At 65.0% G+C, this 15,080-nt stretch carries 13 protein-coding genes; 4 read left to right on the top strand and 9 right to left on the bottom strand.

Annotated features, from left to right (window positions below; translation table 11 throughout):
- Window positions 1-46: 46 nt before the first annotated feature.
- The gene (locus tag AUR04nite_RS04230; RefSeq protein WP_141362269.1) at window positions 47-2,377 is read left to right on the top strand and encodes a DEAD/DEAH box helicase; all 2,331 of its coding nucleotides are present in this window, start codon (window positions 47-49) and stop codon (window positions 2,375-2,377) included.
- A gap of 11 nt (window positions 2,378-2,388) precedes the next feature.
- Here AUR04nite_RS04230 and AUR04nite_RS04225 read toward each other — a convergent pair whose 3' ends face one another.
- The 7 genes from AUR04nite_RS04225 to AUR04nite_RS04195 all read right to left on the bottom strand — a co-directional run bounded on the left by AUR04nite_RS04225 (window position 2,389) and on the right by AUR04nite_RS04195 (window position 6,989).
- Window positions 2,389-2,778, bottom strand: coding sequence for an Rv3654c family TadE-like protein (locus AUR04nite_RS04225; protein ID WP_141362267.1), 390 nt, complete (start codon window positions 2,776-2,778; stop codon window positions 2,389-2,391).
- Window positions 2,775-3,113: a TadE family type IV pilus minor pilin gene (locus tag AUR04nite_RS04220; protein ID WP_141362265.1), complete on the bottom strand. Its 339-nt coding sequence runs from the start codon at window positions 3,111-3,113 to the stop codon at window positions 2,775-2,777. The genes AUR04nite_RS04225 and AUR04nite_RS04220 overlap by 4 nt, the downstream gene beginning before the upstream one ends.
- A gap of 3 nt (window positions 3,114-3,116) precedes the next feature.
- Complete coding sequence (locus tag AUR04nite_RS04215; protein WP_141362263.1) at window positions 3,117-3,299, bottom strand: DUF4244 domain-containing protein; 183 nt, start codon at window positions 3,297-3,299, stop codon at window positions 3,117-3,119.
- Window positions 3,300-3,413: 114 nt separating this feature from the next.
- Complete coding sequence (locus AUR04nite_RS04210; RefSeq protein WP_141362261.1) at window positions 3,414-3,947, bottom strand: type II secretion system F family protein; 534 nt, start codon at window positions 3,945-3,947, stop codon at window positions 3,414-3,416.
- Entirely contained in the window at window positions 3,944-4,624 is a 681-nt protein-coding gene (locus AUR04nite_RS04205) for a type II secretion system F family protein (protein WP_141362258.1), read from the bottom strand. Before AUR04nite_RS04205 ends, AUR04nite_RS04210 begins: the two co-directional genes overlap by 4 nt.
- Complete coding sequence (locus AUR04nite_RS04200) at window positions 4,618-5,862, bottom strand: TadA family conjugal transfer-associated ATPase (RefSeq protein WP_141362257.1); 1,245 nt, start codon at window positions 5,860-5,862, stop codon at window positions 4,618-4,620. The genes AUR04nite_RS04205 and AUR04nite_RS04200 overlap by 7 nt, the downstream gene beginning before the upstream one ends.
- Window positions 5,859-6,989 (bottom strand): hypothetical protein, encoded by a 1,131-nt coding sequence (locus AUR04nite_RS04195; RefSeq protein ID WP_141362255.1) that lies wholly within the window; start codon window positions 6,987-6,989, stop codon window positions 5,859-5,861. The genes AUR04nite_RS04200 and AUR04nite_RS04195 overlap by 4 nt, the downstream gene beginning before the upstream one ends.
- Window positions 6,990-8,092: 1,103 nt before the next feature.
- Between AUR04nite_RS04195 and AUR04nite_RS04190 the strand changes: the two genes are divergently transcribed.
- Both AUR04nite_RS04190 and AUR04nite_RS04185 read left to right on the top strand, forming a co-directional pair.
- Window positions 8,093-9,115 (top strand): DUF4365 domain-containing protein, encoded by a 1,023-nt coding sequence (locus AUR04nite_RS04190; RefSeq protein WP_141362253.1) that lies wholly within the window; start codon window positions 8,093-8,095, stop codon window positions 9,113-9,115.
- A gap of 523 nt (window positions 9,116-9,638) precedes the next feature.
- The gene (locus AUR04nite_RS04185; RefSeq protein ID WP_170184083.1) at window positions 9,639-11,297 is read left to right on the top strand and encodes a bifunctional 3'-5' exonuclease/DNA polymerase; all 1,659 of its coding nucleotides are present in this window, start codon (window positions 9,639-9,641) and stop codon (window positions 11,295-11,297) included.
- A gap of 3 nt (window positions 11,298-11,300) precedes the next feature.
- On the opposite strand, the gene AUR04nite_RS04180 is transcribed toward AUR04nite_RS04185, so the two are convergent.
- Entirely contained in the window at window positions 11,301-11,978 is a 678-nt protein-coding gene (locus AUR04nite_RS04180) for an NUDIX hydrolase (protein WP_141362249.1), read from the bottom strand.
- Entirely contained in the window at window positions 11,975-12,769 is a 795-nt protein-coding gene (gene nth, locus AUR04nite_RS04175; RefSeq protein ID WP_141362247.1) for an endonuclease III, read from the bottom strand. The genes AUR04nite_RS04180 and nth overlap by 4 nt, the downstream gene beginning before the upstream one ends.
- A gap of 208 nt (window positions 12,770-12,977) precedes the next feature.
- Here nth and acs point away from each other — a divergent pair, with 208 nt between their 5' ends.
- The gene (gene acs, locus AUR04nite_RS04170; RefSeq protein ID WP_407646647.1) at window positions 12,978-14,954 is read left to right on the top strand and encodes an acetate--CoA ligase; all 1,977 of its coding nucleotides are present in this window, start codon (window positions 12,978-12,980) and stop codon (window positions 14,952-14,954) included.
- Window positions 14,955-15,080: the final 126 nt, after the last annotated feature.

Genomic DNA, 15,080 nt, shown 5'->3' with positions numbered 1-15,080 from the left:
GATAATCTTTTAACCAACCGATCTTTGGCGGCGAAAGGCAAATCCAGTGAAGTCCGTGCGTGCACTGCTTGATCCATATGACCGCACCAACGACCCCGAGGCGCTCAAGCATCGGCGCAGCGTCGCCGCCAAGGATGAAATCACCGCACCGTGGCCGCAGTGGCTGTCCCCCGAACTGGTGCAGGTATTTGAGCGCCTGGGCATCCGCCAGCCCTGGCTGCACCAGGTGCAGGCCGCGGATCTGATCCATGCAGGGAAGAACACGATCATTTCCACTGGCACCGCCTCGGGCAAGTCATTGGCCTACCTGATGCCGGCGCTGGACCTGCTGTTCCGCGCCCGCGGCAGCGCCATGAACGATTCCGAGGCGCAGGGTGCGGTGCTGTACATCTGCCCCACCAAGGCATTGGCCGCCGACCAGCTCTCCGCGGTTGAAGCGCTGCAGGTCCCCGGGGTCCGCGCCTGCCCCTATGACGGAGACACCGACCAGGGAACTCGTGCCTGGGCCAGGTCGCACGCAAATTTCATCTTCACCAATCCAGACATGCTGCACCGCGGCATCCTGCCCAACCATCCAGGGTGGGCGCGGTTCTTCAAGCGTCTGCGCTATGTCGTGATCGACGAGGCCCATTCCTACCGGGGCGTGTTCGGCGCCCACGTGGCGAACCTGATGCGCAGGCTGCGCCGGATCTGCGCGCACTACGGCAATGAGCCGGTGTTCATCGGCGCGTCGGCCACCAGTTCTGATCCCGAGGCCTCCTTCGGCCGGCTGATCGGCGCCCCGGCCAGCGCAGTAGCCCACGACTTCTCCGCCTCCGGCGAGCTGGTCATCGGGTTGTGGGAGCCTCCGCTGTCAGATCGCACCGGCGAGAACGGCGCCCCGGTGCGGCGCACCGCCATCGCCGAAAGCGCATCGATCCTCACCGACCTGATGGCCGACCATGTGCGCACGATCGTGTTCATCAAATCCCGCCGCGGGGCGGAAACCATTGCCTCGCTGACCCGCAAGCACCTGGAGAAGTTCGCGCCCGAGCTTTCGGTGCGGCTGGCCGCCTACCGCTCGGGCTACCTTCCCGGCGAGCGCCGCGAGGTGGAGCGCAAGCTGCGCTCGGGCGAGCTGCTGGGGGTCACCTCCACCTCCGCGCTGGAGCTGGGCATCGACATCTCGGGCTTGGATGCGGTCGTGGTGGCCGGCTGGCCGGGCACCCGCGCCTCGTTCTTCCAGCAGATCGGGCGCGCCGGGCGGTCGGGCCAGGATGCGCTGGCGATCTTCGTCGCCGCAGAGGATCCACTGGACACCTATCTGGTCAGCCACCCTGAAGCCATTTTCGATCTGGGCGTGGAGGCAACGGTCTTCGACCCGCAGAACAAGTATGTGCTCAGCGGCCATTTGTGCGCCGCCGCCCAGGAGAATCCACTGCGCCCCGAAGAGCTGGAGGCCTTCGGCCCGCACACCGAGACGCTGCTCGACTCCCTGGTGCAGCGCGGATACCTTCGCCGCCGGCCCGCTGGTTGGTTCTGGACCCACCCGCAGCATGCGGCTGCGATGTTCTCCATCAGGGCCGACGGCGGCGGGCCGGTGGACATCATCGATGCGGAAACCGGCGCGCTGCTGGGCACCATGGATTCTCCGCAGACCCACTACCAGGCCCACCCCGGCGCGATCTATGTGCATCAGGGGGCCAGCTACCACGTGGAGGAGCTGGACGAGCAGAACCATGTGGTGCTGGTTTCCCGGGTGAACCCCGACTACTACACCACCGCCAGAGACCTGACCACGGTGGCCATCCAGGAAGAGGAACGGGCCAGCAAGCACCATGAGCTGCAAGTGTTCTTCGGCGAGGTGGTTGTCACCACCCAGGTGGTCTCCTTCCAGCGCAAATCCATTGCCTCGAACGAGGTGCTCTCCGAGGAGCCGCTGGAGCTGGAGGCGCGGGACCTGCATACCAAGTCGGTGTGGTTCACGCTGACAGAGCAGCGCCTGCTGCGGGCCGGGCTGGGAGTCGACCAGTTCCCCGGGGCGCTGCATGCCGCGGAGCACGCGATGATCGGGCTGCTGCCGCTGGTGGCAACCAGCGACCGCTGGGACATCGGCGGGGTGTCCACCGCCCTGCACATGGATACCGGCCATCCAACGATCTTCGTCTACGACGCCCAGCCCGGCGGGGCAGGCTTTGCCGAGCGCGGATTCGAGCAGTTCACCACCTGGGTGCGGGCCACCAGGGATGCGATCCTTGCCTGCGAATGCTCTCATGGCTGCCCCAGCTGCGTGCAGTCCCCCAAGTGCGGCAACCGCAACAACCCGTTGGACAAGGGCGGGGCGGTGCTGCTGCTGTCCGCGGTGCTGGAGGATGTCCAGCCGCGCCACCACTTCTAGCCAGTGGTTTTCTAGCCATCAGCCAGCGGCGGGGCGCCTGCCCTAGCCTTGGCGTGCGCCTGGTAGAGCGTGATGCCCAAGGCGGAGAAGTGCAGCGGAACATCCACCGCCACCCTCACCGTGGTCCCGTCGGCTTCCACCTGGCAGCTGGACAGCTGCGCGCCGTTGGCCGAGGCGAGCTGTCCGGCCACGGTGCAGGGGTCCCCTGCACGCAGTCCGCGGGCGGCATCGGCGGCTGCCAACGCCGACAGATCCGCCGCGGTGCCGGCCTGCATGGCGGCCCGGCTGGCGGCCCCGAAAGCCAACAGCGCGGCGGCCAGCAGCAGGACCGCGGCGACCAAGCCCGCCACGGCGACGGTGCTGCTGCCGCGCTGCTGATCAGACTGTGGCCAGTGTGTCATTGTTCGTTCGCCACACTTGCTTTGCCGTGGACCATCACCGGGCCGACCAAAGGGATCCTCACCGTTTTGGCGACGCTCACCGTGGAGTAGTCCCCGCCCGAGGAGATCCGGAAGGCGGCCTCGCTTCCGGCCAGCCGTGCGCCGCTGGCCCTGGCGGTGCCTGCATCTTCGCCACGGGCCAGTTCCCTGGCCGCGGCCCCGGCCGCCTGCTGGACCTGGATCTGCTGCATGCCAAGCACCCCGAAGCACAGCAGCAGGCTGAGCAACAGGGCCACCGCCGGCAGCAGCACCGCAAATTCTGCGGTGCTGCTGCCCCTCTCGTCGTTGAGGTCCATGGCCTAGAGCGACAGCGCCTTGCTGATCAGCCCCATCAGCATGCCGCGCACGTCACCGCTGGAGAGGATGCTGATCAGCAGTCCCGCGAATGCCACGGCGGCCAGAGTGACCATGGCAAATTCTGCGGTGGTCGACCCTTGGTCGTCGTCGAGCAGTTCCATCAGCTTCTCGTAGGATGCATTCATCATTCTGCCTTTCATTAGTTCGTTCTCCGCCGCTTGTGTGGCGGAGCTGGTAGTTTCAGCTTCGCAAGGCTGCCGGCGGTGGCGGGTGGGATGCTTGCGAGCTGGGCATAACTTTCAACCCATGCTGGGAAAGAGTGCGATGATCAGCGGCACCACGCCCAGGGCGATGAACGCCGGCAGCGCGCAGGCGCCCAGGGGCAGCACCAGCCGGGTGGCGAACTGCGCGCCGAGCCGGGCGACCTTTGCCTCGCGCTCCCGGCGCTGCAGCACCGCGGTATTGCGCAGCAGATCTGCTGCCGGCGCGCCGGTCGAATGGGCGAATTTCAGCGAGCGCTGCAGCGGCCGCAGCCAGGATGGGACCAGTTCGAACGCCTTGTCCCAGTCCATGTTCAGCTCCAGACAGCGGGCCACCGTGCGCAGCACCGCGCAGCAGGGAATGATGGACCCGATGACATCAAGCAGTTCGGTGATCGGCAGCCCCGAGTCCATGAGGCTGGCCGCCAGGTCCAGGACCAGCTCGATGGGTTGCTCTTCTGCCGGAGCCGGGGCATGCCTGGCCTTCTTCCGGCCGCGGGGAACACTGGACGCGGCAGATGAGCCAAGCAGCAGCATCCCGCCGGCCAGCAGCGCACCGAGCAGCCACATCATGACAGCGCCCGGGCGGTGGTGGAGGCCAGCAGCCGCTGGCACCAGATGCGGTTGGCGGCCCACAGCAGCGCCCCGCCTGCCACGCTCAGTTGGGCAGCGGGCGACGCTGCGAGCGTGTGCAGCACGTCAATTCCCAGCAGGAATCCTGCACCCAGCCCGATCACCGGCAGCCAGGTCAGTAGCTTGGTGGTGGCCCTGGGCCCTGCCATGGCCGCGTCGAACGACTGGCGCGCCGCCACATCCGCTTCCAGGTCCTGCGCCAGCTGTTCAAGCACTCCTGCCAGCGGTGCCCCGCTGCGCGAGCACAGCTGCAGGCACCACATCAGCCGGCGCACCGAGCTGGACTGTCCGCGTTCCGGGCCTAGTGCTGCCGGCCCTTCGAGCTTGTAGTTCGCCTGGATGTTGCGCAGCGCCTGCAGCACCGGGCTCGGTTCGCTGCGCACTTCCAACAGCGCCTGCGCTGCCTGCTCGAACAGCATCCCGGAACGCAGCAGGGCGGCCAGTTCGCGCAGGCATTGGGCATCGCCGGCCAGTTCCAGAAGGGGCGGCCGCCTGGTTCTGCCCAACAGCTGAGGCCTGAACCGGTGCTGCACTGCCGCGGCTCCGGGGACGCGGCGCGGAACCCAGAACAGGCAGATCCCCGCGCCCAGGAGCAGCAGGAGCAGCAAGATCAGCATGGCGTGCCCTTCCGGCCCGCCGGACACCGCCAGTCGCGCACCGCGGCGGCAACCGGTGTGCCAAGCTTGTCCTCGATGGCGTCCAGCGCCGGAGCCGGGACAGCATCCTGGCAGTGCAGGTCGAACAGCGTACGGACCGACAGTCGCCCCTCGTCATCGGTTTCCAGCAGGCCCAGCACGGCCGGAGCGCGTCCTCCCCTCCCGTCGCGCTCCATGTGGATGACCAGGTCCAGGGCGCTGGCTGCCTGCAGCGAGGTTGCCTGCAGGCTCCAGCCGGCCAAGGCACCCAGGGCCGCGAGGCGCGCAGGGACCGCCTGCGGGTGATTGGCGTGCAGCGTACCGCAGGCGCCCTGGTGGCCGGTGTTCATGGCCGCCAAAAAGTCCCTGATTTCTGCCCCACGGCACTCGCCGACAACCAGCCGGTCCGGCCTCATCCGCAGGGCCTGGATCACCAGGTCGCTCAGCTGCACCGATCCGGCGGATTCGGTATTGGCGTTTCGTGCCTGCAGCCCGATCACATGCGGGTGGCGGATCTGCAGCTCCTTGGAATCTTCGATGACCAGCAGCCGCTGGTCCGGCCGGACCTGGCCCAGCATTGCCTGCAGCAGGGTGGTCTTGCCGCTGCCGGTGCCCCCGGTGATAAGGAAGTTCAGCCTGCGCCGCAGCACCTCGCCCAGCAGCGGGTCCCAGAAGCCGGCGGCGTGTTGAAGCACCTCGGACAGTTCCAGTTGGCGGGCGTTCTTGACGCGGATGGAAATCAGCGGCCCTTCGGTGGCGATCGGCGGGATCACCGCGTGCACTCGATAGTTGTTCAGGCTCATGTCCATGAACGGGCTGGCGGTATCCAGCCGCCGGCCTGCCAGCGTTGCCAGGTGCACCGCCAGGGCGCGCACCTGCTCGGCGCTGTCGAAGCTGAATCCGGTGGGCTGCAGGCCGCGCGGCGAGTCGGTCCACACCTGGCCGCGGCCGTCCACCAGCACATCGGTGACTCCCTCCTGCTGGGCGAAGGGTTCAAGCACCGACAGGCCGGAGACCTCGTTCTGCAGCGCCTGCAGGGAGGCGGTGGCCCCGCCGGATCCCAGTGCCGCCCCTGAATCATGCACCGCCGCGGCCAGCGCCACAGCGTCGAGCTCGCCGCCGCTGGCCAGCGCCCGTTCGCGCACCGAGTGCAGGATCTTCTCATCGATGGCCCTACCGGCCAGCACCCGGGCGGCGGGCAGGTGGCGTCCCGGGCTCATGCCGCGCTCCGTGCATCTTGGGCGGGCTGCGGGATCAGCTGCAGATCGGCCAGCTGCTGGCGCAGGGATCTGGACTTGAAGCAGTCGACCAGCTGCCCGCGGGCCGCCGCCCTGGAAATCCGGGTGCTGTAGCTGAAGCTGCCGAGGCATCCTGGCTCGCCCGCCGTGCGCGGCCTGCGTTCCTGTCCGCACAGCACGTAGTCCCCCGCCGCGGTGCCCGGCTGCTGGCACAGGGTGATGCCGCGGTCGACGAAGTGGTCGATGGCCTGGGCCTGCGGATGCCCGGCCCGCCCGGTGTCCAGCACCAAAAAGTCAAAGCCCTGCCGGGCGGCGGACAGCAGCCGCGCGATCAGCTGCTGTTCCAGCTGCCCGCCGGCCGAGGACTGCTCCCAGGTCACCACGCTGGTGCCGCAAACCTGGGGCAGGGCCGCGCGCAGCTGGTGCGCCGCCAGCGACCCGCCCGAGCCGCGCAGCGCCTCCCAGCCTGCCCCTGCCGGAGGAGCGGCGCAGATCCGCTGCCACAGCCCGGAGGAATGCGGGTCAAGGTCGATCAGCACGCTGCGCAGCCCGCACAGTGTTCCGGCGTGCGCCAGCAGGAAGCACAGGGTGCTGGCCCCGATGCCGCCAGCCGCGGAGCCCACCGCCAGGGTATGCCCGTGCCCCGCTCGCATGCCCTGCAGCCCTAGGTATTCGCCCAGCCAGCCCTGGGCTCCGGGCAGGATTGCCACCCGGGCCAAGGGCAGCGCGCTGGCCGCCGACCACAGGGCCGCTGCCTGTTCCTCGGTTCCGATCAGTACGTCGGCGCGCCGCGCTGAATCCACGGCAGCCGCCGCCGCGTCGGCGCCCCACAGCACCGGGGTTCCCGGGTCCGCCTCGATGGCTTCCTGCGGGCCGCACTGGGCCAGCCGCACCGCCGCGCCCAGCGCGATGCCGGCGCACCGGGCCGCCAGCTGGCTGTCGGCGCTAACCAGCAGGCAGCTGGGGCCCTGCGGATCCGCGGACGCCCGCACCGGCGGGGAGGCTGCCGGGGCTGGCCGCGGCGACAGCGCGTCGTCAAGCCCCCGCGGGACATAGCGCGAATCGGCCGCCGCGGGAGCGGTTCGAGCTTTGATCGATTGCCATTTCATGCATCGAGCATGCGCCCTGCCGGTGCGTGCCCGGCGGCCGGGGCCGCGAACTGGGGATATCGCCGCGCTGGGTCATGCTGCGCACCGTGCTCTGCCTCCGAGCATATCGACGACTTCGATCATTAATAAGTGTTGCTGTTCAGTAGCCACCAGGAGCCTCCAAAAATTACTTTAAAAATTACTTTAAGATGCCAATTACTGAGCGGATATAACATCTCATAAGGTCCAATGCTGGTTTTGTCATACCAAGATTGGAAAATGGAATCTCTGGCTTCGGATTTAACCTCTATGACAGATGTCCTAGCTAGCTCCGGGCGGACCATTGCCGGGGCCCACAGGACACGGCGGTGATTATCGGACAATCCGATAATGCGAGCTCAACAAAAAGGGCCTCAAAGCAATCGTTGGAGGCAAGTCGCGAGTCAATTGATGCTAGCGCCACAACCGTAGATAACTCGGCAACAAAGCTACGAAAGCGGCGCTCTTAAACACCACCCTCGACGCGTACCAAACGATTCATTCGCAGATCGTTAAATGAGAGATTAGCGTCCGAAATGAGTTCGCTATCGGGCAAAGTCAAGACCCTAAACGCGATGCGTACGCAAATTGGATCATTCTCAGGAGCGGCAAGGCCACACTTCTGCTAGAGAGACTTATCGCCGTAACTTTAGATATATTTCGGAAACTTGACGAATCTGCACAGAATTCCGACTTATACGATCTACAGGCGCACGAGCTCAACGTCGATAGCCACGAGAGAATAACCAGCAGGCAAACGGCAAGATGGAGCAAGACAGAATCACCCTGTTGGTGAACTTTAGAGCAAAGCAAGCTGACAAACCGAGCACCAGCGAGAATCACTTCAGATTGACACAGATTCAACTGGCTGACTCGTAAGCAGCAGTCACGCCGCCAAAATACATTAATTTGTCAGCCTCTGAGTCATCCACAATAGCGCATCCGTTGGCATTCCGTGCGTTTGAAGTTGCATTACTTACCCGTCCCGGGCCCTTCCATCACATCCTCACGCATTGACTGACGAAAATTTTGCGAAACTTCTGACGGGAAAGTCCATTTTATTGAAAGTGTGAGAACCTAGTCCAATGCATATTCCTCGAACAAAGCAGCGGCATATTAACCACATCAATGGCGATAAAGGTATCGACATCGTGATGCGAAGCTTGCCAGAACACTGGGTTACTCGGGTGATTACCCCGGACTATGGACTTGACTTACATGTTGAAGTTTTCGAATCTGATTTGCGGGACCCCCGTAGCGCAAATACTCTGGGCGAGCACTTCTATATCCAAGTGAAGTCTTCTGAGAACATTGAACAAACGCAAATTACCGTGCGTAGTCGTCTAAATGTGACCAAGTATGATCCGGACCCGAATCTAGGCGATACTCTCGAAATCAATGTCGTGAAGATCAATCTCGAGACATCGGAATTGCTTACAGTTGAGACAATGGGCGCTGCTGTCCCTGTAGTACTTTGTTACGTCGATCTCTCGACGGAAGACACCTACTACGTGTGCCTGAATGACTACCTCTCAAAATCACTTCTACCCTATAAGCATTCTTACGAGCTCCAAGGCTCAGTTACCCTTTATTTACCATCATGGAACGTACTTGATAAAGATGACCCGAGTTTCTCATACTTTCGACTTCTAGCGCGTAGAAGCAAGTTCTATGCAGCATTCAACACATTTTCTTATCAATTTAGGGAATTGCAGATTGCCTTCCCAAGTTTTATCGAGACTCATGATGAGCAGAGTTCCGACATGGTTTTGCCAGCATCTAGTTTTCTAACCATGGCTAGGACATTCCTTCGTTCTGCGCTAAGGCTTGCGATCTGGGAGCCAGTCGGTGATGCCTTCTGGTCCCCGCTGAGCGATGTTCAGAAGGAACTTTCGCAGTTGGAGAAGGATCTTCCCCAACACAATCAAACCGTAGCGAAAGCAAACCTGAATGCATATATGGAAGCTTTGTACAGAGGATTTTATCGAGCGGCCAATCTAGGTCGGATGTATGAGGAGCTTGTTCGAGAGTGGAGACAACCGACATTTCTTTCTACTAACTTGGACTACAACAAAATCCACAAGCACAATCCTCCAGAGTGGCCCTAGCTAGATTCTCATTCGCTACTCCCAAGAGGAGGGTTTCTTCCTAAACTACAGCCCTTCGTTGAATGAGAACAAAAATGATTAGTCGTATCTTCAACACGCCCCATACGGAGCGGATTAGCAAGATGATCCGGGGACGAGTCATACAGCAGTGACCCACACAGCAAGGTCGCCGCCTATGAATGAAGCGACTCGATCTCAGCGGGATTTCGACATCAGCCAAGCCGTATAAAGAATATGCTCGAATGCACAGATCTACTACCACAGCAGTGAGGAATTCGGGTCAGGTTCGAAGATCACGCTGTGCAGCCCACCATGCATACGTTCGTGGGCGAGTAGATCGACTGGGGGGGTACTTGGCCACGATGATACCGACGGCAAACCACAGCGCGTAAGCGCCCACAGCTCTGGGGATCCCGGACCCGCCTCAATGACCTCCTGCGGGCCGCACTGGCCCTGCCGGTGCGCGCCGGTCGGCCGGGGCCGCGAACTGGGGATATCGCCGCGCTGCGGGCACAATGGAAGCATGTCCCCCACCAGCGCCCTGGCCTTTATCGCCGAAGACCCCGAAGGCTTTGCCCGCATCGGCCTGTACGCGGAGGATACCGGGACGGTGCTGGCCCCGGCCCGCACGGTGGACAAGGAGAGCTTCTGCGCGGTCGTGCAGCAGCTTGAGAGCCGGCATGCACCGCGCTGGGTCATGCTGCGCACGCGCGGCTGGTGCGAGCTCTTGGCCGCCGCCGACGTCTACCTGGCCAAGGCGTACGTGCTCTCGCTGGCCCAGCGCATCCTGCACCGCAGCCCGGCCGCCGGGCAGATCGAGGACTTCGATCTGGAAAGCGCCCCCTCCCCCAGCAGCCAGCCAGAATTCCAGGACGCACTGTTCGCCGCCCCGGCCAGCGGCGAGACGCTGGAGGAGCTGCTGGCCATGTACGCCGCACAGCAGGCGGCGATGCCGGCAGATCCGGTGCTGCGCGCCAAGCTGCGGCTGCTGCTCAACGCCGAATCCGTCGGCGCCCTGATCGCCAGCGAAATGGAAAACACCGGGCTGTCTTGGGATGAGCGGGCCCACCGCGCGCTGCTGCGCGAACAGCTGGGCCCGCAGGTACCCGAACACCACCGCCCTGCCAAGCTCGCGGCGCTGGCCGCCCAGGTGGGAGCGGCGCTGGGCACCCCTGGACTGAACCCGGATTCCCCGCAGGAGCTGCTGCGCGCCCTGCACAAAGCCGGTTTCGCGGTGCAGTCGGTGCGCGCCTGGGAGCTGGAGCACATCAACCACCCGGCGATCGCGAAGGTGCTGGAATACAAAAAGCTCTCCCGGCTGGCCAGCACCCACGGCGATGCCTGGCTGGACCAGTGGGTGGCCGACGGGCGCTTCCACCCGCACTATGTGCTGGGCACCGTCGCCTCCGGGCGCTGGGCGGCCTCCGGCGGCGGGGCCCTGCAGCTGCCCCATTCCATCCGCCAGGTGGTCCGCGCCCCGGCCGGCTCTACCTTCGTCGTGGCCGACGGGCGGCAGCTGGAGCCGCGCATCCTCGCCGCGATCTCCCAGGATGCCAACCTGCAGAAGGCGGGTGCCCAGGACGACCTCTATCAGTGGCTCATTGACGCACAGCTGGTCAGGGACCGGCACGACGCCAAGCTCGGCATGCTCTCGGTCATCTATGGCGGCTCTGCCGGGGGCTCGGCGGCGGTGGGCGCGGCGCTGAAGAAGAACTTCGGGACGGCGATGGACTATGTGGATTCGGCCGCCCGGGCCGGCGAGCGCGGCGAAGGGGTGCACAGCTTTTTGGGCCGCGGCTGCCCGCCGGCCGATGAGCGCTGGATGCGGGCCCAGCGCTCCACGCGCGACGAGGCCTCGCAGCGCGCCGCCGACGCGGCCGCCCGCTCCCGAGGCCGCTTCACCCGCAATTTCGTGGTGCAGTCAACGGCCGCCGAATGGGCGCTGGTCTGGATGGGACATGCCCGCCACCTGATCCACCAGGCCGGCTACAGCCAGCTGTGCCGGCAGGTGTTCTTCGTGCACGACGAGATCGTCTTCGAATGCCCGGTTGAATTGGCCGATGAGCTGGCAGGCATGATCCGCACCGCCGCGGCGCTCGCCGGGCGCACCCTGTTCGGCGCGCACAGCGTGAACTTCCCGGTGAGCATCGCCGTCACCGCGAACTACGCCGATGCAAAGTAACACCTAGTTCATGCGGATTTCGCGGGAGTCGTCCCACTGCCTGGTCCAGCCCAGTTCGGTGAACAGCTGGTCGACGACAATCGCGGTGAAGCCCCAGATGATATGCCCGCCAACCTCGAAGGCCGGGGACTTGAACTTCCGCCCGTCGCGCTGCACCACGCCGGTGAGCCGGTGGCGCGGGTCGAGCATCTGGGCCACCGGCGCGCGGAACACCGCTGCGCTCTCCCCCGGATCCACCGGGTAGACCTTGGACTCGGTGTGCCACCAGCCCAGCACCGGGGTGACCAGGAAATTGGTGACCGGCAGTTCGGTTTCCGCCAGCGAGCCCAGGACCTCGATGCCCGAGGTCTGCACGCCGGTCTCCTCCCAGGCTTCGCGCAGGGCGGCATCGGCCGCGCTGCCGTCCTCCGGGTCGATCCCGCCGCCCGGGAAGGAGACCTGCCCAGCATGCTTGCGCAGCGTGGAGGCCCGCTGGACGAAGAGCAGGTCCAAGTCCTCCGGGGCCGCCGTCTCGGACAACCGCTGTTCGCCGGCCGCTCCGAAGAGGATCAGCACCGCCGCCTTGCGCGCCCCGGCAATGTCCTCGGGGGCGAAGTTGATGTCATTGCGCAGCCTGCGCGGAGCCCCCGCATAGGTCTTGTGCCGGGAGATAACCCGTTCCAGTTCTTCACGTGCGCTCATGCATCAAGTCCATATCCTTCGGCCCGCAGCTCGCGGCGGGTGGCGCCTGCCAGCATTTTCGCCAGCAGCTCTTCGCGGCCCGGGGCCAGCTCGTATTTAAGCAACGCCTTCGCCTTGGCAGGTATTTCCTCGCCGATCCCGTAGGAGGGGCACAGCTTGGCCAGCACGCAGGCACCACAGGCAGGCTTGCGGGCGTGGCAGACCCGGCGCCCGTGGAACACCACGCGGTGGCTGAGCATGGTCCAGTCGCGCTTCTCGAAGAGCTCGCCCACGGCGAATTCAACCTTCACCGGGTCGGTTTCATTGGTCCAGCCAAAGCGGTTGGCCAGCCGGCCGAAGTGCGTGTCCACGGTGATCCCCGGCACCCCGAAGGCATTGCCCAGCACCACGTTGGCGGTTTTGCGCCCCACGCCCGGCAGCTTGACCAGTTCTTCCAGTCGTCCCGGCACCTGCCCGTCGAAGCGCTCGACCAGGGCCGCTGAAAGCCCCAGCAGGGAGTCGGTCTTGGCGCGGTAGAAGCCGGTGGGCCGGATCAGCTCCTCGATCTCCGCCCGGTCGCCCTGGCTCATCGCCTTCGCGTCGGGGAAGCGCGCAAACAGCGCAGGGGTGATGGCGTTGACACGCACATCGGTGGTCTGCGCGGAGAGCACGGTAGCCACCAGCAGCTCGAAGGGGTTCTCAAAATCCAGCTCCGGCACCGCATAGGGGTAGGCGTCCGCCAGCAGCCGGTTCATCTTGCGGGCCCGGCGCTTGAGCCCGAGTTCTGTCTCTACTTTTGCGTTCTGTGCCACGCATCGATCCTGCCACTAACCAGCGCAGTTTTCACCTTTTGCCAAGCCGGGGCCGCCTCTGCAGTTCGGCGCTGACTTTTGACCGTTCAGCGCAGAATCCGCTCAATCCCGCGCTCGCCGGTGACATAAACCACAAAGCAGGGCGGCGGAGCGTGTAACTTTGATCACAGAGCGAAAATTTGCGTCAACTTGGAAGGACGAGATCACCGTGAGCGAATCCAAGACTTTGGATAACCTGTCGACCGAAACCCGGTCGTTCGCACCGAGCGAGGAATTCAGCAAGAATGCTGTCGCCACGCAGGCAAGCTACGACGCGGCCAAGGCGGACCGCCTGGGCTACTGGGCCGACCAGGCCCGCGGCGTGCTTACCTGGGACACCGACTTCACCGAAACCCTCGACTGGTCGCAGGCTCCGGTGGCCAAGTGGTTCGTCGGCGGCAAGCTGAACGCCGCGTACAACGCGCTGGACCGCCACGTGGAAAACGGTCTGGGCGACCGCGTGGCCATCTACTTCGAGGGCGAGCCGGGCGACACCCGCTCCTACACCTATGCGCAGCTGACCGAAGAGGTCAAGAAGGCCGCCAACGCCTTCGAATCCCTGGGCGTGGCCAAGGGCGACCGCGTGGCGGTCTACCTGCCGATGATCCCGGAAGCCGTCATCACCATGCTCGCCTGCGCTCGCATCGGCGCCATCCACTCGGTGGTCTTCGGCGGCTTCTCCGCCGACGCGCTGCGCAGCCGCATCGACGACGCAGATGCCAAGCTGGTGGTCACCGCTGACGGCACCTGGCGCCGCGGCAAGCCGAGCCCGCTGAAGCCTGCAGTGGACGCCGCCCTGGCGGCCCCGGGCCACACCGTGCAGAACGTGCTGGTGGTCAAGCGCAACGGCGAGCCCACCGAGTTCGGCGCGCTGGACAAATGGTGGCATGAGGTCGTCGACGCGGCGGGCACCGAGCACACCGCCGTGGCCCACGACTCCGAGCACCCATTGTTCGTGCTGTACACCTCCGGCACCACCGGCAAGCCCAAGGGCATCATCCACACCACCGGTGGCTTCCTGACCCAGACCGCCGTCACCCACCGCGACACCTTCGACCTGCACCCGGAGTCGGATGTCTTCTGGTGCACCGCAGACATCGGCTGGGTCACCGGCCACTCCTACGTCACCTACGCACCGCTGGTCAACGGCGCCACCCAGGTCATGTACGAGGGCACCCCCGACACCCCGCACCAGGGCCGCTGGTGGGAGATCGTCGAGAAGTACGGCGTCACCATCCTCTACACCGCGCCGACCGCCATCCGCACCTTCATGAAGTGGGGCCGCGAGATCCCCGACGGCTACGACCTGTCCTCGCTGCGCGTGCTCGGCTCGGTGGGCGAGCCGATCAACCCCGAAGCATGGATGTGGTACCGGGATGTCATCGGCTCCAACAACGGCAAGAACGGGGAGAAGAAGCAGAACCCTGCGCCGATCGTCGACACCTGGTGGCAGACCGAGACCGGCGCGCACATGATCGCGCCGCTGCCTGGCATCACCCACACCAAGCCGGGCTCCGCCCAGGTGGCAGTGCCGGGCATCAGCATCGACGTGGTGGACGAGGAAGGCAAGTCGGTTGATAACGGCCAGGGCGGCTTCTTGGTCATCCGCGAGCCGTGGCCTGCGATGCTGCGCGGCATCTGGGGCGACATGGAACGCTACAAGGACACCTACTGGTCCCGCTTCGATGACATGTACTTCGCCGGCGACGGCGCGAAGAAGGACGACGACGGAGACATCTGGCTGCTGGGCCGCGTGGACGACGTCATGAACGTCTCCGGCCACCGCCTGTCCACCACCGAAATCGAGTCCTCGCTGGTGGCGCACCCATACGTCGCCGAGGCCGCCGTGGTCGGCGCCAAGGACGACACCACCGGCGAGGCAGTGGTCGCGTTCGTGATCCTGCAGACCGAGCCTGAAGAGGGCGAAGACGTGGTGGCCACCCTGCGCAACCACGTGGGCAAGGACATCGGCCCGATCGCCAAGCCGAAGCACGTGCTGGTGGTCCCTGAGCTGCCGAAGACCCGCTCCGGCAAGATCATGCGCCGCCTGCTCAAGGACGTTGCCGAGGGCCGCGAGGTCGGAGATGCAACGACCCTCTCGGATTCCACCGTGATGTCGCAGATCGCGCAGTCGCTGAAGAAGTAGTCTTCTGCAACGCCAGACGCTGATTGAGACCAGCAGGCCGCTGTCCTCTGGGTCTTCCGCCGATTTCCTTTCGGCGGATGGTCCAGCTGACAGCGGCCTGCTTCGTGAAGTGATACCTGGAAAGGC

This window comes from Glutamicibacter uratoxydans, from assembly GCF_006539925.1.
GTDB lineage: Bacteria > Actinomycetota > Actinomycetes > Actinomycetales > Micrococcaceae > Glutamicibacter > Glutamicibacter uratoxydans.
Note: the sequence above shows the minus strand (reverse complement) of the source record. Positions and strands in the feature narration are given on the sequence as shown.